This is a genomic window from Clostridium acidisoli DSM 12555 (assembly GCF_900176305.1).
Taxonomy (GTDB): Bacteria; Bacillota; Clostridia; order Clostridiales; family Clostridiaceae; genus Clostridium_I; species Clostridium_I acidisoli.
Genome location: NZ_FWXH01000009.1, coordinates 46,508 through 72,437 on the forward strand (window position 1 = coordinate 46,508; position 25,930 = coordinate 72,437).

Sequence of the window (25,930 nt, forward strand, 5' to 3'; positions counted from 1 at the left end):
ATTCTAAAGATCCATATTTAACTTGTAAAATATGCAGTGATCCTGCCAGCTACCATTAATAAATAAATATTTTTCACTTATGCCTATTTCTTTAAAGCCACAGGCTTTTAAAACACTTTTAGATTTTAAATTGTCAACTAAAGTTCCGGCTTGTACCCTGTGCAGTTTTAAAGTCTGAAAGGCATATTTTAATATAAGATTTACTGCTTCCTTCATATAACCTTTTCCTTGTTGTTTTTCATCAATTGAATATCCGATGGTTGCACTTTTAAATATTCCCCAAACAATATTATATAACTGAATGATTCCTATTATATTCTCATCTTTAAATATTCCAAAAAAAATGTTATTTCCATTTAACAATTGAACATACTGTTGTCTAATAATAAGCTTTTGTTTTTCTATAGTATAAAAAGTTTCATCCCTTAACTCTTCAAAATTCTCTAAATGTTTTTTGTTATCCTTATAATAATTTAACAGCTTATTTGCATCATTGGCAGTTAAAATTCTAAGATTAATATTCTTCCCATCTAATCTTAATAAACTTATAGTCTTTAAATTTGTATATATATCATAATCTATTCCAAACAATATTTCATTATAATATTTAGAAGCATCCATTGTATTGTTTGTCAGAACCCCCTCTATATGAAAATTCAAATCAAAAAAAGGCTGAAGCTCTCTATCTTCTTTAACTAATATATTTATTTTATACAAATCCTCATTCATAAATAACATTTCTATAAAACTTTTAATAATATCTCTAATATATTCACTATCATTTTTATAAATACATAATCTAAATGTACAGTTTCTGTTCTCCTTAGAATATTCTACAATCTGTATTTTCCCAATGTCCATGTTACTTTCATCTTTAATAATATATCCTCTTTCACTTTTAACAGCCTCAAATGCTACAAAATCACCTTTAATCATTGGAATTCCTCCATTGTTTAATTTTTATTTATATTTTACTCTGCTAAGATGTTTGTACATTGCCAGACTTGTTAATATTGTGTGAATTTTCTATTTGACATATTATTAATCCAGTGATAATGTATTATTTAAATATGTTTACCAACAATTACAATTTTATATACTCACTGGAAAACCAGAGGTATTAATTATATTTATAATATTTTAGCTATTAGCTATTAATATTGTTTTTAATTAATGCCTTTATTTTTTTAACTAAATTTATTTTAAAGGAGGATAATTTATGGGAAATAAGAAAAGAATTCGTCTCGATACACCAGTAGTTGAGCGTCGTGAGCAAAGACTTGGAACCATAATTGCTTGGGATGGAAAAGCTTCAGATTTATCAAAACAATCTTCATATGCTTCTGCTAGATGTACTGAAAAAGGTACCAAAAAAGATTGCAAACTCTGCGAACTTAAAGGCCCATTCACTCAAGGTTCAGTCTGCAGCGAACAAATGGTGGAGTGCCAAGCTGGTAATATACGAGGTTCCGTCCTTATCCAACACTCTCCTATTGGCTGCGGTGCTGGGCAAGTTATATATAATTCAATATATCGTAACGGTCTTGCACTTAGAAATCTTCCAGTAGAAAACATGCGTGCTATATCAACTAATCTTGAAGAAAGGGATATTATTCTTGGTGGAGAAAAAAAATTAGCCAATTCAATACGAGATGCCTTTGAAAAATTCCATCCAGATGCAATTTTTATAGCAACCTCTTGTGCCACAGGTATTATTGGTGATGATGTAGACAGTGTTGCAAGTGCCCTTGAAAAGGAGTTGAGTATTCCAGTAGTACCTATACATTGTGAAGGATTTAAATCCAAACATTGGAGCACAGGTTTTGATGCAACGCAACATGGGATACTTCGCCAAATAGTAAGAAAAAATCCCAAAAAGCAAGAAGATTTAGTTAATGTCATAAACTTATGGGGTTCAGATGTTTTTACTCCAATGTTAAAAGAATTAGGTCTTAGAGTTAACTATATTGTAGATCTCGCAACTATAGAAGATTTAGCTCAGCTATCTGAAGCTGCTGCAACTGTTGGCTTTTGTTATACATTATCCTCATATTTATCTGCAGCCTTAGAACAAGAATACGGTGTACCAGAAATTAAAGCTCCGGAGCCATATGGTTTTGCTGGAACTGATGCTTGGCTTAGAGAAATAGGCAGAGTTACTCACAGAGAAAAAGAAGCTGAAGCCTATATAGCTAAAGAACACGAGAGAGTAACTCCTATAATAAAAAATTTGCGTAAAACTGTAAATGGTTTAAACGGATATGTTGCAACTGGTTCAGCTTATGCACATGGCTTAATTGCTGTATTACGTGAACTTGGAATTGAAGTAAATGGTTCACTTGTGTTTCATCATGATCCAATTTATGATAGCAGAGATCCAAAACAGGATTCCCTCTCACACTTAGTAAATAACTATGGTGACGTTCCATTTTTTAGTGTGAGTAATCGTCAACAATATCAATTTTATGGTTTATTAAAAAGAGTAAATCCAGACTTTATACTTATTCGCCATAATGGCCTAGCGCCACTGGCATCAAAGTTAGGAATTCCGGCGGCCCCATTAGGAGATGAACATATTGCTGTAGGTTATCAAGGAATGATAAATCTTGGGGAAACTATTATAGAAATTCTTGCTCATAAAAAATTCCATCAAGACTTAGCAGCACACACAAAATTGCCATACACAAATTGGTGGATGAATCAAACTGATCCCTTTATTTTAGCTAAAAAAGAAAATTCATATGAGAAGGAGTAAACTAATTATGAGTGATCACATCTCATCGATAAATTTAACAGACAAGAAAAAAACAAACTCTATACAACAAGTTCGCTATGGTTGCGCTCTTGGTGCATTTCATAGTGCTGTTGCAATCCCTCGAGTTATTCCAATAGCTCATTGCGGTCCTGGATGTGTTGACAAGCAATTTATGAATATATCATTTTACAACGGCTACCAAGGAGGTAGTTATGGTGGAGGTGCCGTTATACCTAGCATAAATGCTTCTGAGAAAGAAGTTGTTTTTGGTGGAAGTGATAAACTTCGAGATTTGATTGCTGCATCGTTAAAAGTTTTAGATGCAGATCTCTTTGTTGTAGTTACAGGATGTATAGCCGACATTGTTGGTGAAGATGTAGGTGCAGTAGTTCGTGAATTTCAAGATAAGGATGTTCCAATAGTTTTTGCTGAAACTGGAGGTTTTAGAGGCAATAATTTCTTTGGTCACGAACAGATAACAAAAGCAATTATAAATCAATATGTGGGGGAATATAATGGTCCTAAGGAAACTGGAACTGTTAATGTCTGGTCCCTTTTGCCTTTTCATAATACCTATTGGAAAGGTGACCTTATAGAAATAAAAAGAATTTTACAAGGTGCTGGTTTAAAAGTAAACATATTGTTTGGAAAGGGTTCAAAAGGAGTATCCGAATGGAAGAGTATTCCAAAAGCACAATTTAATTTAGTTCTCTCCCCTTGGCTTGGCCTAGAAACTGCAAAATATCTAGAAGAAAAATATAATCAGCCATATTTACACATACAAACAATTCCTATAGGTGCAAAAGAGACAAGAGAATTTTTAAAAAAAGTTGTTGACTTTGCTGGAATAGATACTAAAAAAGTAGATGCCTTCATTCAAGAAGAAGAAAAAATTTATTATAGCTATTTAGAAGATTTTTCAGATTTTTATGCTGAATATTGGTGGGGACTTCCTGCAAAGTTTGCTGTAGTTGCTGATAGTGCTTACAATCTAGCCATAACAAAATTTTTAGTAAATCAACTAGGTTTAATTCCATCTAAACAAATCATTACAGACAATCCACCCTTAAAATATCGTAATGCCATAAAAGAGGAATATAAGCATATTTCAAGTGATGTGTCTACGGATGTTGAATTTTATGAAGATTCTTTTATTATTCACCAAAAATTAAGAGAAGCTGATTACAGTCATAAACCTCCAATTATATTTGGAACAACCTGGGAACGGGATGTGGCTAAAGATTTAAATGCTAAAATTGTTGAAGTTACTTTTCCTGCATCCTATGAAGTTGTGATTTCAAAATCCTATGTTGGATATCGAGGTGCTCTTTCTTTACTAGAAAAGATTTATACTACTGCTATTGGAGGTAGTGCTTAAGAAATTTAAAGTCAAAATAAAAGCTCCTTCTGGTTATGCCAGGAGAAGCTTTTATTTAGGTGTTTTTCTCGGAAAACTGTACCTTTGATTTTACTAATGTCTTTATATCTTTACTTTAAACATTGTTTACCTTAACTTTTCTCATGTATATTCTAAATACAAGCTCTTCTAAAAAAGTAAATATACTTGTTGTAATTAAATATATTCCAACCGCTACAGGTACTGCCTTGGCAACAAATATGCCAACTAATGCCATTATTATAATATTACTTTTATTCATTGCCGCTTGACCTTCAATTTTTAAAAAAGGAACATATGAAAGCAAGCTAGGCGTTAATGATATTAACATGTATACTAGTGGAACAATAAAATACCCATCTACATTTTTAATGCTTGACACCCAAGGTATAAGAAATGTTCCCACATTAACATGCATTTTATTAATCACGCTCCACATAGTCATTAATATAGGAAATTGAATTAAACTTACTAAACATCCTAGCATACCCTTTGCACTTTCAGTAGATTGTTTTTTAACCTCTTCATCAAGCCTTTTTTTATTGTCTTTGTATTTTTCTTTAACTTCTTGCATTTTCACACTAAGTTTTTGCTGTTGATTCATATACTTTTTTTGCCTAAAAGACATTGGGGATAGTGTTATTCTTACAACTATTGTCAATAAAACTATTGATAACCCATAGTCTCCAGTCACTTTAAAAATTGAGGTTAACAAACTACTTAAAAAATTAAAAATGATGTTCATTATTATCTCTCCTTATAATAATTTTAGCTAAAACATCATTTTTATTTTGAATCGCCCAATGAATCTCCATAATCCGTATTTTTCATAACTCATGTAATCTTGTGGAGATATCTTCTTTATAAATTCAAGCCACCTAATTAAAATATTTAATACGATATTTTTTTCAGTTTTATGCTTAAAACTTTTATATGAGTATATTGCAAAAACAAACGTGCTTGCAAAAAACATTAATAAAAACATTAGTTGAGTTAAATTTATTAGGTTAGAATTCACAGGCACGCCTCCTCCACATACTATTTCCAATTATTATAACACTATACAATTAATTGTCCTAATTTTTTTCATAAAATTTAAAAAAATCTTCAGTTAAATCCTGAGGATAAAAGGATACGAATACAAAATCCGTCTTAACACTATTTATATAATCAGGAATATTTCCTGTATAATACCTTGGATCAATCAAATATACATCAGAACAAACTGTTGATAAAAATGCTGCAAGTGGCACAGTAACTGAATCCTTTACAAATAAAACTTTTGGACCACTTGGATTATCTTTATTCACAACATGAACAATACCTTGATTACCAAAAAGATATGAAGAATATTTATCTGCTTCTAGTGAATAAGTGCCCTTAGAAGTTCTAAATGGATCCACTGTAAGTAGTGCTTCCTCAAATCTACCATTTAAACGAGTTTCCTTAGTTCCTGTTTTAGAATAGTAACTATAATTAGTTTTATATTTAGGATAAATTAAAGTAAAATCGTCTACACCAGAATAAGCAATTCCAGTTTTTCTTCCCATAGAACCTACATAAGAATCCCTATATGTTATAAAATTATAATTGTTTTTATTTGTGTAAAATCCATCCTGATCAATTTTCAAACCGTATCTTGTGTTAATAATATCTACTAGCTGACTAAATTCAAAAAAAGCTGTTTCTGTTTTCCAGTGATGATCTGTCTTAAAAAACAGTTGATCTTTTGATATGCCACTTTTGTCCAAATTTTTACGTAAATCTATTGTATCTACATTGTTTTCATTTAGAAGCTTTAAAAATACATCAGCTGTTTCATTTGCATAATTATATGGAATTCCATATGGAAGTTTTGTATATCCTTTAATATATTTATCCGGAGGCATCATATAGATAAGTTTTGTATTTTTATCTTCAAGCCCCTCCTTAAGAGCCTTTGTTCTTTTCACAAGTTTATAAACAGGATTGGGTTTTTCCGCAAAAAAAGTATAGTGTAGAAATCCATTTTTATCTTTAATAACTTCAAAATTTGATTCTTCATTTTTGTACATCAATTTTTGAATATATCCATATAACTCTATAAATTTATATTTACCATATGTATTATCAGTTATTGTATCTTCTACAGCTTTTATCCTATTGCCTAAGGAAACGGAAGGAGCCTTTTCTTGCTTTAAACTTTCTAATATTGGTCTATATGTTACTTTAACATTATAAAAGGAAAATACCAAAAGTATTATAATAAATAATATTGTTGTTATAAGTTTTTTAATAAATAATCTTTCCATACTTCCATTCTCCTTTTAAAATTTAAAATAAATAAATGGATTATATGTATTTTTTACGAGATAGGATATACATATTAAAAATAATCCTATTATACCAAATGGATATAAACACTCTAAAAACCAATACACCTTAGCTTTGTCTACCATAAATCTATTAATCCTTTTTGATACTGGTGTAGATAAAATAATTGCTGCTATAAAAAAAATTATATTTTCTTTTATAAACATAAATGTGTAGTCACTCCAAAAACCATTATGCACAACTCCAAACATAGACGAAATATACTTTCCAGCCTCTATTAAATCCTTTGATCTAAATATAACCCACCCTAGATTTATAATAAATAATGCATAAAGATGTTTATATCTACTCTTTATTTGTAATTGATCAAATGATACTAATTTTTCTAAAGCAATAAACACAAAATTTAAGAAACCCCAAACTACAAATGTCCATTCCGCTCCATGCCAAACACCTGTTAACACCCATACAACAAGTAAATTGCGTATTAACTTATCCTTATTTTTAACTCTGGAACCTCCAAGTGGGAAATATACATAATCTCTAAACCATGTTCCTAAAGAAATGTGCCATCTACGCCAAAATTCTGTTATAGACTTTGAAACATATGGATAATTAAAGTTTTCCTCAAACTTAAAACCTAGCATTAATCCAATTCCTATTGCCATGTCTGAATACCCAGAAAAATCAAAATAAATTTGTAAAGTATAGGCAATGGCTCCTAACCAAGCAAGCGTTACTGGTACACTAGAAATAGCATTCATTTGAAAAATTCTATCCACTACAACAGCCATAGTATTAGATAAAAGAACTTTTTTACCAAGTCCTGTAATAAATCTACATGAACCAACTGAAAATTTTTGCCATGTATGTTTTCGATTTTTAATTTGATCTGCTATATTTTTATATCGTGAAATTGGCCCTGCTAGAAGTTGTGGAAAAAACGCTATATATAATCCAACATAAATAGGATTTTTTTCGGCTTCAGCCTTTTTCTTATATACATCTATTAAGTAAGATACTGCTTTAAATGTAAAAAATGAAATTCCTATTGGCAATTGAAGTTTAAGGATTGGTATCCTATAACTTTGAATATTATTTATATTTTGCAAAATGAAGGCTAAATATTTGAATACAAAAAGCATTCCTAGATTACAAACACATCCAAATATAAGAATATATTTTCCTTTATTTTTTTCTCTATATTTTTGAGCTAATAGACCCAATATATAATTAAACAATATAGAAGCTATCATAATTAAGACGTAACTAGGCTCGCCCCATGCATAAAATATCAAACTTAATATCAAAAGTATAATATTTTGTAAAGTTTTAGAAAATGATATGCCATAGTACAAAATTAAAACCAAGGGCAAAAAATAAAACATAAATATTACAGTTGAAAATAACACTTCAAATCACCTTTTTACAATTAAAAATTTTTATCTTTTGAAATTTCTTTATTCCAAAAGATAAACAGCCCTATGGATAAACAAGTTAGAGTCACTACAAAAATCCTTATACAATTCATAAATTTGTCTGATAAAATAAATTCATATTTCCTTCCAATTAATCTTTTAACTTCGTTAGTTTTAGGGATACTTTTACTTGTTCCATCTACTTCTTTTGCATTTAACGTCCATGATTTATACAAATTAATTTCCTTACTGACGTATATATTGTTATCATTTATTATTGCATCTATTTTTATTTTTTCTGGTTTAATGCCAGTTTCTACTTTAAGTAAACCATCCTTACTAATAGAAACTCCTTTTTTACTAGTTTCTATCTTATAGCTAATTTTATCTCCATTAGCCTTTACATTTGAATCATCCATTTCAGCTTTATATTGTGAAATAGATTCACCTGCTACTGGTATTTGCACCTGATTCTCACCTTGTATGGAAAAATTCAAATTACCATATTGGTTTATTTTCGAATTATATTCTATTAATTTAAAATCACTGAGGCTAAAGTTTTGCTCTTTATTTTCTGCTGTGGTTTGAGCAATTCCCCAATATAATATTTTTGAAATATTATATATTTTATCCTGTTTATCTTGCCCCTCTTTACCTAAACTATTAAAGGGAACATATATGCTTCCTTTAAAACCCTTGGGAATTGAAATAGTTCCATAAGAAGGTGTTACCATTTCTAATAAATCACTATCTTCTTTTTTGATCAGTACATTTTTATCATTTGACACCGATAAAAATGTACCATCTATTTGTTTTATAATGAAATTAATTCTAAGTTCATCATTAGATTGATTCTCAATATCAAAAGAAATCATTCCATAACTATCTAAGTTCATATACATCTCATTGTAAATATTAGAAGTATAATATCCCTTTTTTAAATTTTTAGAATTCACATTAACACTTAAAATATATTTATTGTTATCTTTTCTTAAGTCATACCTAACATTAGCCCCATTAGACGTGTTTTTTATATTGCTAGGGTCAAGCTGTGTTATGCTCCCTTCTTCTACTGCCTTTACAGTAATCCCAGTACTTAAAATCAATAATACTATATAAAAAAACGTCAATGTACTCTTTATAAGTTTACTAAAAATCACTTTGTAGGCCTCCGACTTTATAGATAATCCATCTCATCGACTTCATAAATTAATTCATTTGTTTTTGATTTTATTATTTCTAAATCCTTCTCGCTACCTTCATTAATCCATTCAATAAGTCTTTCCTTTAGCTCATAATCTTTTGAGACAATTTCATGATTTTCAATTTTATAAAGATAAATAGATGACTTATCTGTTTTTTCATTGTTTATTATTTTCTCCAAAATACAGATAATTATTTTATTATCATTAATTTGTAGTGTTAATTTTTTTTCTAATTCTTTAGACTTATCAGCTTTTAAAGTTAAATATTCATAATTAAATGTTTCCACTTTTACTTCACCGCATTCCTCTGATATTAAAACTTTATCCAATTCAATGCGTGGAAGTTTTCTTTTAAATAAAATTGTCTTTTTATTTCTAGTTAGCAAATTCACTCTAATGTCATCAAAAATACTACTATTTTTATCTAAATTTCTAGGCAAAGATGGTTCTCTATCATAAGTAATATTTAATAATTGTTTGTAATTTTTTTCATCTATATTAGTTATCTTAAAAGCATATCTCCACTTGTCACCTGATTTATCAACACGCACAACCATACCTTCAAATTCACAACTGTATCTTTTGTTTACTATTGACAGCTTTACATCTATATCATATGGAATGAACTCTGGATAATCCAGCAAAACAGCTACACCACCCTCCGATATATCAGTGGTATTGCCTTTAATTCCATTTTCATCATATAAAATAACACATGACTCTTCTACAGGAACTCTCTCAGCTTTACGAAATGATTTTCTGCCAAACATAAAAAATATTGCCATTAATATATTGTAAAAATTCACAATAAGCCAAAATAAAACAACGCTATAAGCTGGTGAGCCAGAATTAAAAATCATCTTAATACAATTTCCTATTCCTATTACAGAAAGTATTGCAAAAAATATGTGTGGTATTGCCTTTCTAAGTCTGTATTTTGAATCATCTTGTGCTCCGTCTTTTCTTGTAACCAAAAATTTGTTTTGAGAAATACCAAAGGTCTCTAGTAATACTGGAATAATAAGATATGGAAATAAAATGGTTTCGTATATGTTTGTCCACTTTGTCGTCCTTATATTTTTAGATAATTTTTTAAGTGACGCATTACTCAGTAAATACATTGGCAGCCAAAAAATTAACACTTCCAAAAGATTGCACTTAACAACGATTATTCCAAAAACAGAGAACAATATGGGAGCCATAATGTAAACCAATCTTTTTATCCCTGAATACCAATAAGAAATTGCAGAGATATAACTAAGTTTCTGAGCAAAATTAAGACCTTTTCTAAATAATATATTCAGCTTTTTACCCGTTTGAATACAACCTCTTGACCATCTTTCCCGTTGCTTAATTAAACTTGGTAAGTCTGCCGGTGCAAGTCCTGAAGCATGGATTTCATCAATTGCATAACACCTATATCCCCTGCTTTGAATGATAATACCAGTTGCAAAATCCTCAGTTATTGCCTTTGTATAAAAACCCCCTATTTCCTCTAGAGCTTCACGTGCTATAACAGTATTTGTTCCACCATAAATAACTGAATTACTTTTATTCTTTGAGATTTGAACATCTCTATAAAAATAATCTTGTTCATTGGGAATTCTCTCCTCTGAAAAAAGATAATATTGAAATAAATCCGTATTGTAAAAACTTTGTGGTGTTTGGACAAAACCTACCTTTTCTTCTACAAGAAAATAAGGCACAGTTGCTGTTAAAAAATCATGCATTGGAATCATATCTGCATCAAAGGTCACAATTAAAGGTGATTTTGAATTTGCGAGAGCATTGTTTAAATTTCCTGCCTTTGCATCCTTTCTGTCATTACGTGTTACATAATTTATATTCATAGCTGTAGCTAGTTCTCTCATTTCTTCCCTATTGCCATCATCACATAAATAAATATGCACTTTAGACTTATCTGGATAGTCCATATTGTTACATCCATTTATAGTTTTATAAAGCAATTCCTTAGGCTCATTGTAAGTAGCAATAAAAACATCTATATGTGGATATATTTCTTTTGGTACTTCCTGTCTTTCTGGATATTTTATCTCAGACATATTGTAGTAATGTATTGCAGCTTCAAACATACCTAAAATTTCAACAGCTAGTAATATAATTGCACAAACTATAGATATGATGTTGTCTCCAAACGGGATTGTATATAATGTTCTCCAAATTAAATAAATAATAGTCATTAATACAGTACCAATAATTAAAAGATGATTTTTTATTATTTTAAATTTCATTTGATTAACACCCTCTCCCATAATTGTATTTCCATGATAAAACTAAAGCCAACCATAGATATATTTTTTAAAAATATCAACAGTTGGCTGGTTGCAATACTAATTCTAACTTTTTCAAATGTCTAGTTCATAAAAATTTTCCGCTATTTCCTTAATATAAAATTCATAATATTCAATTAATATATTGTATATTATCATATTCAATGACAATATACAATATATTTCGACAATTATTTTCGCACAATTTTATATTTAATTAAATAAATTTCAATAATTTTCTACATTTACAGTTATTTTATTATATATTATTATTTGATGAGCGATAAAACATCATAGATTTCTGGATATTCAAATATTTTTTTCAATAAAAGCATGTCCTTAAATTCTTCAATAGATACCAATTTCACATCACTAACTTCTTCTGCCTGCAGGATCAATTTTGATAAATCAACATTTTTGTATACAAAATATATATCCCAAATGGTATCTGTACGAATTATTCTTCTAACAAATTTTAAATCATCTCTTTTAATGGATATGCCTATTTCTTCTTTTACTTCTCTAATAGATCCATTTAATGTATCCTCTCCACTAATCATACAACCTGTAGTTAGTGCCCATATGTTAGGGAGTACTTCTCTGTTACTAGACCTTCTCTGTATTAATATTTCAGACTTGTCATTGATTATCCATACTTCAGTAGCTAAGTGATGTTCTCCACTATTTAAAATATCAGTCCGTTTCTTTATTTTTCCCGTTTTGAACCCTCTACTATCATATATGTCCCACATTTCCATAAGTACGCCTCCGATCTACCATTATAAGTCCATTAACTTTTCACATTTTAAATCTTCTGATTTCCATGAAATTATAGCAAAATTGCCCTTTGAAATTTCATTTACTCGATTTATCCAAGTTATTTCATTACTTGCTTTAGCTTTAAGAATTTCATTTCTAGTGTCTGCTGCCCAAAAACTTGAATTTATAACCCACCATTTGCTATTAATTTCTGCTCTCTTTAAATCTGCCTCTAACCTAGCAGCTTCATATACAGGCGTAGCTTCAGCTAAAGCTATAATAACAACTTCTGTCTCATTGTGATTTTTAAGTCTTGGTAACAGTTTTTTAACTGCTTCTGGTATATCACCTTGTGAACGTTGTATTTCTTTATTATAGCTTTCTGTAGAATCTAGGAGTAATAAAGTGTGTCCTGTTGGTGCTGTATCAATAACCACCACATCATTATTTGAGTTCTCAACTATTTCTGCAAAAGCTCTAAACACAGCAATTTCCTGTGTACAAGGTGATCTTAAATCTTCTTCTATATACGCTATATCTTCTTCAGTCATTGATTCTCTTGCTTTTTTTAAAACTTCCCCTTTATAATTTTCTAATTCTTTTTTTTCATCAATATGACTTAAAGTAACGCCAAAGGAATCATCCAAAACAAATTTTAGATGTGCAGCTGGATCAGTAGTCGCTAAGTGTACTTTTCTTCCTTTTTTTGCAATACCCATAGCAATAGCTGCTGCTATAGTAGTTTTACCAACTCCACCTTTTCCCATAGTGAAAATCACTTTTTTATTGGTGTTGTATAAATCTTCAATAACCGTATTTAGTTTTAAAACTTTATTAATGTTCATACTTTCATTAACATATTTAATTTTGTCTTCTTTTAAAAAAGTTCTTATATTTTCAATCCCTGTTACATTATATGCTCTTAATGGAATCTCATATTTTTCTAAAGACTTCAAATGTTCAGGCATTTCTTTTAATGCCTTTTGTTGCTTTACATAAAGTTCATTTGAAACATTATCATCATGACTTTTCAGAACCCCATTTATAACTAACATCTGATTATTTATGCCTATATCCTTGAGTTCCTTAGATGCTCTCTCTGCCTCCTTCAAAGGCACTTTTTCTGGACGAGACACAAGTATAAGCATAGTTTTATGTCCATCGGCTAAGGTTTCCACTGCTTTTTTGTAAGTCTCTTTTTTACTTTCAAGACCTGCTAATTGCCCTAAGCAAGATGCTCCGTGCGTGCTTTCATCTATAAACCCACTCCATGCTGATGGTAGCTGCAACATTCTTAATGTATGTCCTGTAGGTGCAGTATCAAATATAATATAATCAAATTCTTTCTCTGTCTTTTTATCCGTTATAAAATTAGAGAATTCATTAAAAGCTGAAATCTCTACTGTACAAGAACCTGAAAGTTGTTCTTCCATATTTTTTATTACAGCATCTGGAAGTTTGCCTCTATATGGTGACACAACACTCTCTTTATACTCTTTAGCTGCTTCTTCTGGATTGAAATTTGCTACAATTAAATTTGGAACCTCCTTAATTATAACCCCTTTATTATCTAACTTTGTATTAAACACATCCTGCAAGTTTGAAGCAGGATCTGTGCTAACAAGCATAATCTTCTTTCCTTGATCTGCTAAATTTACTGCAACGGCACAAGCTGTGGATGTTTTTCCTACTCCACCTTTGCCAGTAAAAAACAGATATTTAGTTAGTTTTATATTATTAAGATTAAAAGCATCTATCATAATTATTCCTCTTTTCTTTATTTAACAACATCCACCTTTACAATCACAGTCTTTAGTTTTAAATTTAACACCAGTTTTTAAATAATCTTCTGTAATATCAAGGAACTTACAAAACTCATCATTGGTTGGATATGCTTTTGTTTTCAATACGTTATCGTCAACTATAGTCACTGGAAGCACTTCTACTCCAGAATTATTTAGTAATTCATTTATTAACTTGTTATCAACGAAAGCCTGCGGATTATTTGATAAATTATGTCTTTGAATTACAATGCCCTTTTTATTTAAAGTATTTAATACTGTAGATACTCTTAGTAATTCAGGATCCACCCCTGGACCGCATAAACCTGTGGAACAACACATAGCTGGTTCAAAAATAATCATTTTTTTCATAAATTATATCTCCTTTATTCTTACAATTTATTTATCTATCTTTATGATTTGTGCTTTGTAATTTTTATGTCCACCAGAAAGATTATAAACTTTTTTAAAGCCATTGTTTATTAATATGTTTTGCAGTGCATTCCCCGTTACACCCTTGTTGCAATAGGTAACAAAAATCTTATTTTTATCGAATTTTCTAGCTTTGTTTCTAAATTCTGCTTGAGGTATATTTATAGCACCTTCTATATGAGCTTCTTCATATTGTCTACTAACTCTACCATCTATTATTATTACGTCTTTTCCCTTTTTCACAAATTCATTAAGTATTTTAGGTGTTATCAATTCTCTACCTTTATTTATTTCATTATCCAAAATCATCCCTGTATACATTACAGGGTCTTTTGTTGTTGAAAATGGTGGTGCATAAGCTAAATCTAAGTGAAACAAATCTTCTGCTTTTGCTCCAAAAGTGATTGCAGTTACAAACACATCAATTCTTTTGTCTACTCCTGTATATCCAACAATTTGAACTCCGAGCAGTTTTCCTGTATTCTTATCAGCAATAGCTTTAATAACCATCTCTTTTCCATGATAATATTTTGGTTTATCTGGTTTTATGTTGTGACAAACTGCCACATTAAAACCCTGATTTCTTGCTTCTTTTTCTGTAAGTCCAGTTTGTGCCACAGCCATATCAAAAATTTTAAATATTCCTGTACCAAGAATGCCCCTGAATTCAAGATTTCCACCTGTAATACTATCTCCTGCAATCCTACCCATCTTATTTGCAGTTGAACCTAATGGTCTGTATAAAGGCTTTTTAGTTATAAGTGAAAAGCTCTCTACACAATCACCACAAGCATATATATCTTTTATATTTGTCATCATTTTTGTATCTACCTTTATGGATCCATTAGTTCCAAGTTCTATAAAAGCTTCCCTTGCAAGTTCTGTATTAGGTTTTACTCCAATGGACATTATAATAAAATCTGCATTTAAAACTTTACCGCTTTCTAAAGCCACTTCATTTACTAAAGAATCTCCATTTAGCTTATATACTGAATCACCTAGAATAATATCAATATCTTTGCTTCTTAAATACTTCTCAACATATACAGACATGTCACTATCAAGTCCTGGTGTAACTTGGTTTAGCTTTTCTATAAGTGTAACGTGAATTCCAAGTTTTTTTAAATTTTCAGCCATCTCAAGGCCTATAAAACCTGTTCCAACTATAACTGCATTTTTAGGTTTATTTTTTAAAATATATGCCTTTATATCGTCCGCCTGTCTAACGTTTCTTAAATAAAATACATTGCTCTTTTCCGATCCTTTTATATCAGGCACTATAGGTTTAGCTCCAGTTGCAATAATCAATTTATCATAATTTTCATAAAATATATCTTCAGTTTCTAAATTTTTTATAGTCAAAACTTTATTTTCAGCATCTATTTTTAACACTTCATGTCTTCTCAGTACATCTATATTATATTTTTTCTTAAAAAACTCCGCATTTCTTGGAGTTAATTCATCTCTATCCTCTATTTCTTCACCTATATAATAAGGTAAACCACATCCGGAATAAGATATATCATAATCCATATCATATATTTTTATTTCGGAATTTTCATCATTTCTTCTGATTTTTGCACCAGCAGAAGTTCCTCCTGCCACGGCTCCTATTATAACAACCTTCATAAGCTTTTCCTCCCATGTATCTTATTTATTAAAATATCTTTTTCTCCACAAAAGTGCTACATTAACAAGACCAATCATAACAGGAACTTCTACAAGTGGTCCTATTACAGCTGTAAAAGCTTCCTTTGATTCTATTCCAAATACAGCTACAGCCACCGCAATAGCAAGTTCAAAATTATTACTTGCTGCAGTGAAAGCAAGTGTTGTTGTTTTTTTATAATCTATACCAGATTTAAAACTTATAAAAAATGAAACTGTAAACATTATTGCAAAATAAATTATAAGTGGTATTGCAATTCGTACTACATCCATAGGAAGTTCAATAATGTATTTACCCTTATAAGTGAACATAACAACAATTGTAAAAAGTAATGCAATTAATGCTAATGGGCTTATTTTAGGCACAAATTTTTTTGTATACCATTCTTTTCCCATTTTAGGTTCTAAAAGAAGTCTTGTTAACATTCCAAGTGCAAATGGAATTCCAAGATAAATTGCTACAGAAGAAGCTACTGCTCCCATTGAAATATTTACTTTATAGCCTTTAAGTCCAATTAAAGTTGGCAGCACAGTTATAAATAAATAAGAGTATACGGAATAAAATATAACTTGGAATATTGAATTAAAGGCAACTAGTGCTGCTGCATATTCTGTGTCGCCATCTGCTAAACTGTTCCAAACAATAACCATAGCTATACATCTAGCAAGCCCAATCAATATAAGTCCTGTCATAAAGGCTGGATATGAATGTAAAAATATAACTGCTAGAATAAACATTAAAACTGGTCCAATAATCCAGTTTTGAATAAGGGATAAACCTAAAACTTTTGGATTTCTAAATACCTTTCCAATTTCCTTGTAGTTAACTTTAGCAAGTGGTGGATACATCATCACTATAAGACCTATTGCAATTGGAATTGATGTGGTTCCAATTGATAATTTTGACAATTCCTCTGATAGTCCAGGAATGCCCCAGCCTAATAAAATTCCAACTGCCATTGCTATAAAAATCCATAAAGTTAAATAACGATCTAACCACGAAAGTTTTGATGCTTTATTATTCACTTTGATTACGTCCTTTCTATTTTGAATGTTCCTTATCACTAAAGCAACATTTTCCATTTTTTAAATCATCACAATTTAATCCACTATTTTTATATGTTTTCAACTTCCCATAATCAATTTGACATTGCTTAAGCTTCATAGTTTCTTTTTCTATAATCTCATTTATAAATGGATATTCCATTATGGTGCTTTCATTTATTTTATAATATACGTATTTTGCTATTTTATTGTAATCAACTATTTTAGCATTTGTTAGCTTTGTTAAATGTCTTGACACATTTGACTGTGTAATATCAAGTATCTCCTCTAGCTCACAAACGCATAGTTCACCATCTCTTAATATATTTAATATTCTTATACGTGTTTCATCAGATAATGCTTTCATCACTTGTATTAAGCTCATAAGTTTACCGTTACCTCCTCATTGTATATAATTTATTTTCTTTAATATTCATATATTCAATTATAATCATATGATAATTATTTCATTTTTGCAACCCTTAAATTTAATATTTCAATAAAAAAAGATGCATAGCTAAATGCTTACATCTTCTATAGTTGATATTTAATCTATTCCCACTATACTGCTTCTACGTTCCATTAGAACTACATCATGCCATATACCATTAGGCATTTTTGCAACTTGTTCTCTTATACCTAGCTCTCTAAATCCGCAGCTTTTATGCAAGGCTATACTTGCATTGTTTTCTCTTACAATTCCAGATTGTAAAGTCCAAATCCCATTTTCTTCTGATAGTTTTACTAAACTTTTCAATATATTTTTCCCTATACCTTGTCCCCTATACTCTTCTCCTATATATATACTAACTTCTGCAACCCCTGCATAAACACATCTACTTGAAGTGGGACTTAAAGCTGCCCAACCTAATACCTTATTTTTTTTGCAAGCTACTAATCTGCAAATTTTAATATGATTTTTATCCCAATCCTGAAAACTTGGAATTTCTGATTGAAATGTAGCCTTACCCGTGTTAATGCCCTCTAAATATATCTTTGCTACGCCTTCCCAATTTTCCTCTGTCATTTCTTCAATCTTATAGTCCATTTTTATCCATCCCCTTTTAATCCTTTAAAGCTTATAAGCTTTTACATGAGCTCCTGCAAAGGCTCCATTAACAAGTTCTGAATCTATCTTACTATATACATCTCCAAGATTTTTTTGCTTTGCTATATCTTCTATAACTTCCTTTGTATATATATTTACTGGTGTAATTTCAATCTTACTAAATCCAACTTTTTTGAGTATCTCTGCATATTCTTTAACTGGTAGTGCACCAGCTATACAGCCTACCCACATCTCTACACTCTGTTTTATCGAATCTGGTATATCCTTTAGTATTACAATATCAGCTATTGCAAGCCTCCCTCCTTTTTTTAACACCCTATATGCTTCAGCTAATGCATTTTCCTTACTTTCACATAGATTTATTACACAATTTGATGTAACGACATCTATTTTCCCATCTTCTAAAGGGATATCTTCAATATATCCCTTTAGAAATTTTACGTTTTTAACATCCATTTTTTTCTTATTTTTATTTGCTAATTCAAGCATTTCATCAGTCATATCAAGACCATATACTTTTCCACTTTCGCCTACATATTTAGACGATATAAATACATCTATTCCACCACCACTTCCTAAATCCAATACAACTTCACCTTTTTGTGGATTTGCAAGTACAACAGGATTTGCACAACCAAGTGATGCATTTACAACTTCCTCTGGCAAACCTTCAATAAAATCTTTTGTATAAAGATTTAAGTTATCTGTTTTAGATGTGCAGCAAGACACACCACATCCACAAGACTCCTTAGGTTCATCACTTACCTTCTTTGCTATTTTCCCGTAATATTCTTTTACTTCTCCTTTAATGTTACTTTTCATAAAAACATCTCCTAACAACATTTATTTTCATTTACTGCCTCAGTTAGTAACCTTAAACTGTCAAGTATCTGTTCTCTTTTATTTTCTGGAATGGACATAAAAATATCCTTGTAGTACTTTCCCATGGTACCTTCAATATTTTTAAATATCTTCTTACCGTTATCAGTAAGTTTTATAGTTACATATCTTCTATCTTCTGGATGCAATTCTCTAATTACTAAACTATCCTCCACAAGTTTGTTTATAGTTCTGCTCATCGTGCTTTTATCTAGCGTTAATAACTCTGCAAGCTCATTTAACGAAATTTCTTCTACTCTACCAATTTCTACAATGGCATGACACTGTGAAATCGTAACTTTACAACAGCTTGCATCTGATTTTTCTAAAACACCTAAATTTCTTACTAACACTCTAATTAGCTCACGTAAATAATTGCTTCCTTTTTCATCCATGTACTCACCTCAAATTAATTGTAACACTAAACTGTTGTATATTGCAACTATTAAAACAATTCATTTTTAAAAAATCTCTGAATAAAATCTCTACTTAGACGCAATATATTAATTGAAAGGCGGCATGTGTATGAAAACTGATGCATTAATTACTGTAGTAAATGAAAACGGTAAAAAAGTAGATCTAGAATTAATTGACACAATTAGAATTGATGAAGATGAATATGTTATTGTTGGTCCTAGAGATTCAGATGAAGCTTATGCTTACAAGGCAGCTATAAAAAACGGTCAGAAAGAATACTTTTCCATAGGACAGGGTGCAGAATTTAAAAGAGTATTAGATAAATATAACCAGCATTAAAAACATATCTCAAAAACAAAAAGACTTTCCTAAAAAACTGGGAAAGTCTTTTTACTTGTAAATATATCTATAATATTTTTGAATTCCTCTGTATTATGTTATGCTAACACCAAGCCAAATCAGTAGCAACATTCATATGTAACACATATTCTGATACCAAGAATCGCAAGATCACCATTAAACCCTGAGGATGAAATATTATTTCTGTCCAAGTTTAAATCTCTTGCAATACCCGATGTTCAGTATCTACCGTCATTCCCAATTCCCAATGGACCTGCATCTTACTGGCATTGGCTCTTCCAGATGCAGCACTATGGAGTCCCAACTAGGCTTATGGATTGGTCCCGTGATGCATTTGTAGGCTTATTTTTTGCCGTTACCCAAGCAACCGCTGATGTAGGAAACGATGCTGCAGTATGGGTACTCAGTCCCGTAATATTGAATCAAGCTTTTTCATTTCACAGCTTTGTAAATCCGGGATATATCCCAAATGTGGACGAACCGGTAGTGGACCTATATTTTGGTCCTAATGCACAAATACTTGATACTACAAAACCGGCTGCTGTAATCGGGCCTATGAACAACCCTAGGATAGTGGCACAGAGGGGGACCTTCACAGTATTTCCGCGTGTTGAAAATGTTACTCCTCTGAATATGTTCACTGACGCTTCTAATTATTTGTTAAAGATTTGCATTGCTGCGGAAAGTATCAATTTTATTAAGAATCAATTAACACGCTACGGGATAACAAGGTTTGCCCTGTTCCCAGACCTTTGTAACATCGCAGATGAGATTAACCTCGAACTGATGCAGGAAGGACAGATACCTTCAGCTTAACAAGTAAAAATTTTTTTACTACTTTAAAAGCTGCCCCTAAATTCCAATACTTAGGGGCAGCTTTTCTTTTCACGTTCATTATAAAGTAAAAAAGGCTTTCCGAAACTCGGAAAACCTTACTCTGGCAGGGGTACTAGGACTCGAACCTAGAACCAATGGTTTTGGAGACCACTACTCTACCAATTGAGCCATACCCCTAAGACACTCAATATTATACATTAAAAGAAAACAAATTACAATAGTTTTCTAAACATATTTTTATTTTATTTTAATTTAGCTCCACAATGAGGGCAAAATTCAAATCTTGCTTCTATAGATTTACCACAATTATGACATAGTATATTAGTTTTACATGCATTATCCTCAACTATTGTCATCTTCAAATCATCAAAAATAAATTCATTACCCTTCTCTATGTCTTCACCTTGCTCTTTTGTAAGTTCAAATATGCTGCCACAACATTTTGATATTAATATGTATTTCTGTCCCCAATTAAATATAGGAATAAAAAACAATTGGAAGCAATTATAAGTTTTTACAAGAGAATAAGAAGTCAATTTACCACAAGCTTTACAAATCAAATTTGGAATGGTTTTTATTTCTTTTTGTTTGCTTTCAACTCCCAGTATGCCAATAAAAAACATTAAAATCACATCCTAACGCACATTATTTTAAAGCAGCTTGTATATTTGAAATATTTTGCTTAATCATGTTAATATAACTCATGTCGCCATTATAAACAGTTAATTTTACTGTTTTCATTTGATATTTATCTATTATATCCTTATTTTGGTTCAAATCATTGTCGTCATCATAAATAAAACACAATTTCTTATTATTACCAACAGCACTACTTATTTTCTGTTCATCTTCAGGAGATATTGCTCCCTGATCGCTCCTATAAAATTTTATTGTATCTATATTTATATTATTTATCATATAATCAAATTTATCCATATCAGTTATTAATGTGTATCCTTTCATCTTATCAGACAAATTGTTTATACTACTTTTATATTGATCAACTTCTTTAATTGCATTTTTAAAATTATTCTCATATGTAACACTATTTTTAGGATCTTTTTCCTCCACAGCATTTTTTACATTTAAAAGCATAGTTCTATAATTGTTAATGTCCATCCAATAATATGGGTTTTTACTTCCATAATTTTCTGCACTTTTATTTTGATAAGATAATGTACTTACACCCCTTGAAACGTTTATTGCTACTAGCTTATTTTTATTAATCTTACTTACAAAATCATCTGTCCATGAATCAAATCCAACGCCTGTATATATAAATAAATCCAACTTTCCTATATTAGAAGTACTGTCATTAGTATATTTAAAACTTTTTTCTTCGTCTTCATTTTTAAACATAAAATCAACATTATTATCATTTCCTGCAATATCCTTCACCATGAAGTATAGAGATTTGTTTGTGGCCATAATGTCAAGTCCGACTGCTACAGTTGTAGGTTTACTAGTTTTATTTGTATTTTGTACATTTATATTGGTTCCAGGATTTTTATCACATCCTGCCATAATCACAATGATTAATATGATTAATATAAAAAAGGATTTTCTCATTTTTTCACCTCGTGTATTCCTTTGGGGTCCAAAAGAGTCATTTAGACTTTTTTGCCTCGTGTATTCCTTTGGGGTCCAAAAGAGTCATTTAGACTTTTTTGCCTCGTGTACTCGTGTATTCACAAAATTTAAGTTTAAAGTTCATATTATATTATACTTTAATTATGTATACAATTTCCACTAAGAATAAACATTTTTTATTTATTCTTAATTGGGTAATTTACTTTATGAATAAATATGTTAAAATGTAATTGCATAATATTTTAGGTGGGATATAATAATGAAAATAAATTTAGATAAAACTATTAGAGCAATGGCTGTAGCTTTAGATTTAGCAGAGATTAGCTCAGTAAAAAACGCAACAATTATTGAGGATATATCAAATATTAATTTTTCAAAACATAATTATCTAAATCATTCAAAACGAACTACGTATATTGCATTAAAATTAGGCGAATATTTTAATCTCTCCGAAATTACTATGCAGAAATTATACATAACTGCGCTTTTGCATGATATTGGAGCTGCTAATTTTCTAAAAGAAAGCCATATATCAAATACATTTGTTTTGGAACATTGCAAGAAGGGTTCTGAAATAATAGAGGATTTTCCTGTTTATAGCAACATAAGTCCTTTGATTCTTTTCCACCATGAAAACTATGATGGAAGTGGACCAATGGAACTATTAGGAGATGACATTCCTTTTGAAAGCCAACTTATAAGGCTTTCTGATTTAGTGGAGCTTTTATATTCTGAAAATAGTCCTTCACATATACAAAAAGATAAAATAATTTCGTGGGTTAAATCAAATGTTAATTCAATTTTTTCACCAAAACTTGTAGATGCATTTCTTTCTATAGCTGAGACGGATATTTTTTGGTTTGATATAGAGAATATTTCCTTTATGGATTTTATTCTAGATAATATATCTCCAAGACTTAACATCTCACTTAATTTGTGCCAATTTGAAAAAATAGCCTACATTTTAGCTAGCATAATCGATAATAAAAGTGCCTTTACCGCTAAGCATTCTAGAGGTATTGCAAAACTTGCGTTCATGGTTTCTAAGCATCTTGGTTATTCAGAAGAAAAATGTTTGGAAATGAAAATAGCAGGCCTTCTACATGATATAGGAAAGCTGGCTATACCAAATTCCATACTAGATAAAAACGGTAGTTTAACAGAAGATGAATTTTCTATAATAAAATCACATGTTTATTACACAAAAGTGATTTTGGATAGAATTGAAGACATAAGAGAAATAAGTGATTGGGCATCAAACCACCATGAAAAACTAGATGGCACTGGTTATCCAAGAAAATTAGATGCAGGTAAACTTTCTGAAGAATGTAGAATAATGGGTGTGTGTGATATATATCAAGCCCTTACTGAAGACAGACCTTATAGAAATGGTTTGAACCAAGATAAGGCTTTTGCCATACTAGACGGAATGGTTTTTGATGGCTTAATTTGCGGAGATGCCTTCAATAAACTAAAGGAAACCTTAAAAGAAAATATGAAACTTTAAAAGGCATATTACACTGCCTTTTCTTTTTTTAATTTTTGGGATAAAATATCATGGAGGTGATTTCATGGAATTTATAGTAGATAGTGAACATATGACTATGGAAATCGGAAAAAAACTTGGTTCTCTGTTAAATAAAGGTGATATTATATGTATTAATGGGGATCTTGGTACTGGCAAAACTCATTTTACTAAAGGTGTTGCTAAAGGTCTTTTAATTGAAGATTATATTACTAGTCCTACTTTTAATATTGTAAATGAATATGAAGGCAGATTGAAATTATATCATTTTGATGTTTACAGAGTAAACGATCCTGATGAAATTTACGCAATTGGCTTTGATGAATATATATTTAGCGATGCTGTAAGCATTATTGAGTGGTCAAATTACATAGAAGAACTTATACCTGATGAGCATATCTCAATTACCATTGAAAAAATGCCAGATAAAGGTGTTAACTTCAGAAAAATAGTAATAAACCACTTTGGAAATAGATACAATTATGTAAAGGAGATAACATTATGAGAATATTGAGTATAGATTCGGCTACAGAAGCTGCAACTTGTTCAGTTATAGAGGATGATAAACTACTAGGTGAAATTACTTTTAATTACAAAAAGCAACACTCAGTTATTTTAATGACTATAATTGATAATTTACTTAAAAATATTAATAAAACCATTAATGATATTGATGGTTTTGTTGTTTCGAAAGGACCAGGTTCTTTTACAGGCCTTAGAATAGGTATGGCAACTATTAAGGGGCTAAGTCAAGGTACAAATAAACCATTTGTAAATATTTCTTCACTAGATGCCTTAGCTTATAATCTTGCATATACTGATGGTATAATATGCCCTATATTGAATGCTCTAAGGGGAAATGTTTATACTGCGCTATATTCCTTTAATAACAACAAACTTGAGAGGCTAACAGACTATATGGTTATTTCCTTAGAGGAACTTCTTTCTCTTCTTAAGGAAAAGAACACGTCTGTAACTTTTATAGGTGATGGTGTTCCTCTATTTAAAGATTCCATTAAACTTTCCATACCAAATGTAAAATTTGCTCCAACTAGTTTGAATCTTGTTAAAGCTTCTGCTTTAGCCGAATTAGGTCTTGAAAAATTATTAGAAGGTGAATATGATGATTTATATACCAGTGCTCCTATTTACATTAGAAAATCTCAAGCAGAAAGAGAGTATGAAAAAAGGACTGGCAAAGATATAAATGATTAATTTAGAGATATGTCCTTTTGATAAACAATATATTAATGAAATTTTGTGTATTGAAAACCTTAGTTTTACCGATCCTTGGAGCAGAGAGTCTATGGAGAAAGAACTTCTCAACAGCCTTGCTAGATACCTAGTTGTTAAATGTAATAGTCAGGTTATTGGTTATGGTGGAATGTGGCTTATTCTAGACGAAGGTCATATTACAAATATCGCAATTCATCCTGAATTTAGGGGTATTGGAGCTGGAAATTTACTTTTACAAGCTCTAATATCACTTTGCACGGCTGAAGGTATTACAGCATTAACATTAGAGGTTAGGGCTTCAAATACCGTTGCACAAAATCTGTATTATAAATACGGTTTTTTACTTGAAGGTATTAGAAAGGGTTATTATGCAGATAATAATGAAGATGCACTTATTCTTTGGAAACGAAACATAAAATAGATTGTCAATAAACAATGTGTTGTTTCATTATATTTATAAATTGCGAAGTACGAGTGAAGGGTTTTCACCTATGCTTCGCGGTGAAAAGACGAAGGGTCGCTAAAGCGAGGTGAGGGGTTTGACAGGCGCTTTGCTGGTCAAAGGTGATGGGTTTTCCGTGGGAAAAAGCTATGGATGATTTTTCTCCGCTATGCGTGCGAAAAATCTTTGAATTAATAAGTTATAATCTGATGTATTTTGTCCTTCATTTTTTTCACCGTAGGTCGTGGTGTTCCATGCATAAGTGTTATTGCATATTAAACTATTGTATAAACACCAGAGGCTACGCCAAAGAGCAAAGCCTACGGTTAAAATATATAGCAGAGTTATCTTTGTATATGCAGAAATACAAATTTAAATTGATTATTTTTCTGACGTAGGAGGAAAAATTTCCTTAGCCTTTATGGATTCATCCATAAACACTTCACCTTTTAACGTGCGAAGCAATCGTTAAAACCCTTCACCAATGCTTCCCAATCTCTTTATATTATGAAC

26 protein-coding genes and 1 tRNA gene are annotated in these 25,930 nt (G+C 30.5%); 8 read left to right on the forward strand and 19 right to left on the reverse strand.

Features of this window, described 5'->3' with window-relative positions; genetic code table 11:
- Positions 1-3: 3 nt before the first annotated feature.
- Positions 4-936, reverse strand: a complete 933-nt coding sequence (locus B8978_RS11990) for a GNAT family N-acetyltransferase (protein ID WP_084116275.1) — start codon at positions 934-936, stop codon at positions 4-6.
- Positions 937-1,219: 283 nt separating this feature from the next.
- Here B8978_RS11990 and B8978_RS11995 point away from each other — a divergent pair, with 283 nt between their 5' ends.
- Together B8978_RS11995 and B8978_RS12000 are read left to right on the forward strand one after the other, a co-directional pair.
- On the forward strand, positions 1,220-2,755 hold the full coding sequence (locus B8978_RS11995) for a nitrogenase component 1 (RefSeq protein ID WP_084116276.1): 1,536 nt from the start codon (positions 1,220-1,222) through the stop codon (positions 2,753-2,755).
- A 7-nt stretch (positions 2,756-2,762) separates the two neighbouring features.
- Entirely contained in the window at positions 2,763-4,133 is a 1,371-nt protein-coding gene (locus tag B8978_RS12000) for a nitrogenase component 1 (RefSeq protein WP_084116277.1), read from the forward strand.
- A 115-nt stretch (positions 4,134-4,248) separates the two neighbouring features.
- On the opposite strand, the gene B8978_RS12005 is transcribed toward B8978_RS12000, so the two are convergent.
- From B8978_RS12005 to B8978_RS12075, 15 genes are all read right to left on the reverse strand, one after another.
- On the reverse strand, positions 4,249-4,896 hold the full coding sequence (locus tag B8978_RS12005) for a YidC/Oxa1 family membrane protein insertase (RefSeq protein ID WP_084116278.1): 648 nt from the start codon (positions 4,894-4,896) through the stop codon (positions 4,249-4,251).
- Positions 4,897-4,923: 27 nt separating this feature from the next.
- Positions 4,924-5,169: a hypothetical protein gene (locus B8978_RS12010; protein WP_084116279.1), complete on the reverse strand. Its 246-nt coding sequence runs from the start codon at positions 5,167-5,169 to the stop codon at positions 4,924-4,926.
- 58 nt (positions 5,170-5,227) lie between these two features.
- Positions 5,228-6,442, reverse strand: coding sequence for an alginate O-acetyltransferase AlgX-related protein (locus tag B8978_RS12015; RefSeq protein WP_084116280.1), 1,215 nt, complete (start codon positions 6,440-6,442; stop codon positions 5,228-5,230).
- A gap of 15 nt (positions 6,443-6,457) precedes the next feature.
- A complete protein-coding gene (locus tag B8978_RS12020; protein ID WP_341435474.1) occupies positions 6,458-7,720 on the reverse strand; it encodes an MBOAT family O-acyltransferase in 1,263 nt (420 codons plus the stop codon).
- Between the two features lie 176 nt (positions 7,721-7,896).
- Positions 7,897-9,042, reverse strand: a complete 1,146-nt coding sequence (locus B8978_RS12025) for a hypothetical protein (protein WP_084116282.1) — start codon at positions 9,040-9,042, stop codon at positions 7,897-7,899.
- 17 nt (positions 9,043-9,059) lie between these two features.
- Positions 9,060-11,339 (reverse strand): glycosyltransferase, encoded by a 2,280-nt coding sequence (locus B8978_RS12030; protein ID WP_084116336.1) that lies wholly within the window; start codon positions 11,337-11,339, stop codon positions 9,060-9,062.
- A 308-nt stretch (positions 11,340-11,647) separates the two neighbouring features.
- Complete coding sequence (locus B8978_RS12035) at positions 11,648-12,136, reverse strand: NUDIX hydrolase (protein ID WP_084116283.1); 489 nt, start codon at positions 12,134-12,136, stop codon at positions 11,648-11,650.
- A gap of 21 nt (positions 12,137-12,157) precedes the next feature.
- The gene (arsA, locus tag B8978_RS12040) at positions 12,158-13,897 is read right to left on the reverse strand and encodes an arsenical pump-driving ATPase (protein WP_084116284.1); all 1,740 of its coding nucleotides are present in this window, start codon (positions 13,895-13,897) and stop codon (positions 12,158-12,160) included.
- Positions 13,898-13,918: 21 nt separating this feature from the next.
- On the reverse strand, positions 13,919-14,290 hold the full coding sequence (arsD, locus tag B8978_RS12045; protein WP_084116285.1) for an arsenite efflux transporter metallochaperone ArsD: 372 nt from the start codon (positions 14,288-14,290) through the stop codon (positions 13,919-13,921).
- A 27-nt stretch (positions 14,291-14,317) separates the two neighbouring features.
- On the reverse strand, positions 14,318-15,979 hold the full coding sequence (locus B8978_RS12050) for an FAD-dependent oxidoreductase (protein ID WP_084116286.1): 1,662 nt from the start codon (positions 15,977-15,979) through the stop codon (positions 14,318-14,320).
- 21 nt (positions 15,980-16,000) lie between these two features.
- Positions 16,001-17,044: an ACR3 family arsenite efflux transporter gene (gene arsB / locus B8978_RS12055; protein ID WP_278326942.1), complete on the reverse strand. Its 1,044-nt coding sequence runs from the start codon at positions 17,042-17,044 to the stop codon at positions 16,001-16,003.
- Between the two features lie 16 nt (positions 17,045-17,060).
- Positions 17,061-17,447: an ArsR/SmtB family transcription factor gene (locus B8978_RS12060; protein WP_084116288.1), complete on the reverse strand. Its 387-nt coding sequence runs from the start codon at positions 17,445-17,447 to the stop codon at positions 17,061-17,063.
- Positions 17,448-17,609: 162 nt separating this feature from the next.
- Positions 17,610-18,110: a GNAT family N-acetyltransferase gene (locus B8978_RS12065; protein WP_084116289.1), complete on the reverse strand. Its 501-nt coding sequence runs from the start codon at positions 18,108-18,110 to the stop codon at positions 17,610-17,612.
- Positions 18,111-18,134: 24 nt separating this feature from the next.
- Positions 18,135-18,953, reverse strand: a complete 819-nt coding sequence (gene arsM / locus B8978_RS12070) for an arsenite methyltransferase (protein WP_084116290.1) — start codon at positions 18,951-18,953, stop codon at positions 18,135-18,137.
- Between the two features lie 11 nt (positions 18,954-18,964).
- Positions 18,965-19,405, reverse strand: coding sequence for a MarR family winged helix-turn-helix transcriptional regulator (locus B8978_RS12075; protein ID WP_084116291.1), 441 nt, complete (start codon positions 19,403-19,405; stop codon positions 18,965-18,967).
- Between the two features lie 130 nt (positions 19,406-19,535).
- Here B8978_RS12075 and B8978_RS12080 point away from each other — a divergent pair, with 130 nt between their 5' ends.
- Together B8978_RS12080 and B8978_RS12085 are read left to right on the forward strand one after the other, a co-directional pair.
- Positions 19,536-19,766, forward strand: a complete 231-nt coding sequence (locus B8978_RS12080) for a DUF1292 domain-containing protein (protein WP_084116292.1) — start codon at positions 19,536-19,538, stop codon at positions 19,764-19,766.
- Between the two features lie 162 nt (positions 19,767-19,928).
- Positions 19,929-20,603, forward strand: a complete 675-nt coding sequence (locus B8978_RS12085; RefSeq protein WP_278326943.1) for an FRG domain-containing protein — start codon at positions 19,929-19,931, stop codon at positions 20,601-20,603.
- A gap of 122 nt (positions 20,604-20,725) precedes the next feature.
- On the opposite strand, the gene B8978_RS12090 is transcribed toward B8978_RS12085, so the two are convergent.
- The 3 genes from B8978_RS12090 to B8978_RS12100 all read right to left on the reverse strand — a co-directional run bounded on the left by B8978_RS12090 (position 20,726) and on the right by B8978_RS12100 (position 22,193).
- Positions 20,726-20,801: transfer RNA gene (locus B8978_RS12090), tRNA-Trp, on the reverse strand.
- A gap of 65 nt (positions 20,802-20,866) precedes the next feature.
- A complete protein-coding gene (locus B8978_RS12095; RefSeq protein WP_084116294.1) occupies positions 20,867-21,247 on the reverse strand; it encodes a zinc ribbon domain-containing protein in 381 nt (126 codons plus the stop codon).
- 22 nt (positions 21,248-21,269) lie between these two features.
- On the reverse strand, positions 21,270-22,193 hold the full coding sequence (locus tag B8978_RS12100; protein ID WP_084116295.1) for a metal ABC transporter substrate-binding protein: 924 nt from the start codon (positions 22,191-22,193) through the stop codon (positions 21,270-21,272).
- Between the two features lie 280 nt (positions 22,194-22,473).
- Here B8978_RS12100 and B8978_RS12105 point away from each other — a divergent pair, with 280 nt between their 5' ends.
- The 4 genes from B8978_RS12105 (at position 22,474) to rimI (ending at position 25,396) form a co-directional block, all read left to right on the forward strand.
- The gene (locus tag B8978_RS12105) at positions 22,474-23,721 is read left to right on the forward strand and encodes an HD-GYP domain-containing protein (RefSeq protein ID WP_084116296.1); all 1,248 of its coding nucleotides are present in this window, start codon (positions 22,474-22,476) and stop codon (positions 23,719-23,721) included.
- A 64-nt stretch (positions 23,722-23,785) separates the two neighbouring features.
- Positions 23,786-24,244 carry a tRNA (adenosine(37)-N6)-threonylcarbamoyltransferase complex ATPase subunit type 1 TsaE gene (gene tsaE / locus B8978_RS12110; RefSeq protein ID WP_084116297.1) on the forward strand — a complete coding sequence of 153 codons (459 nt, stop codon included), beginning with the start codon at positions 23,786-23,788 and terminating at the stop codon, positions 24,242-24,244.
- Positions 24,241-24,954 (forward strand): tRNA (adenosine(37)-N6)-threonylcarbamoyltransferase complex dimerization subunit type 1 TsaB, encoded by a 714-nt coding sequence (tsaB, locus tag B8978_RS12115; protein WP_084116298.1) that lies wholly within the window; start codon positions 24,241-24,243, stop codon positions 24,952-24,954. The genes tsaE and tsaB overlap by 4 nt, the downstream gene beginning before the upstream one ends.
- Positions 24,947-25,396: a ribosomal protein S18-alanine N-acetyltransferase gene (rimI, locus tag B8978_RS12120; RefSeq protein ID WP_084116299.1), complete on the forward strand. Its 450-nt coding sequence runs from the start codon at positions 24,947-24,949 to the stop codon at positions 25,394-25,396. The genes tsaB and rimI overlap by 8 nt, the downstream gene beginning before the upstream one ends.
- The last annotated feature ends 534 nt before the right edge of the window (positions 25,397-25,930 follow it).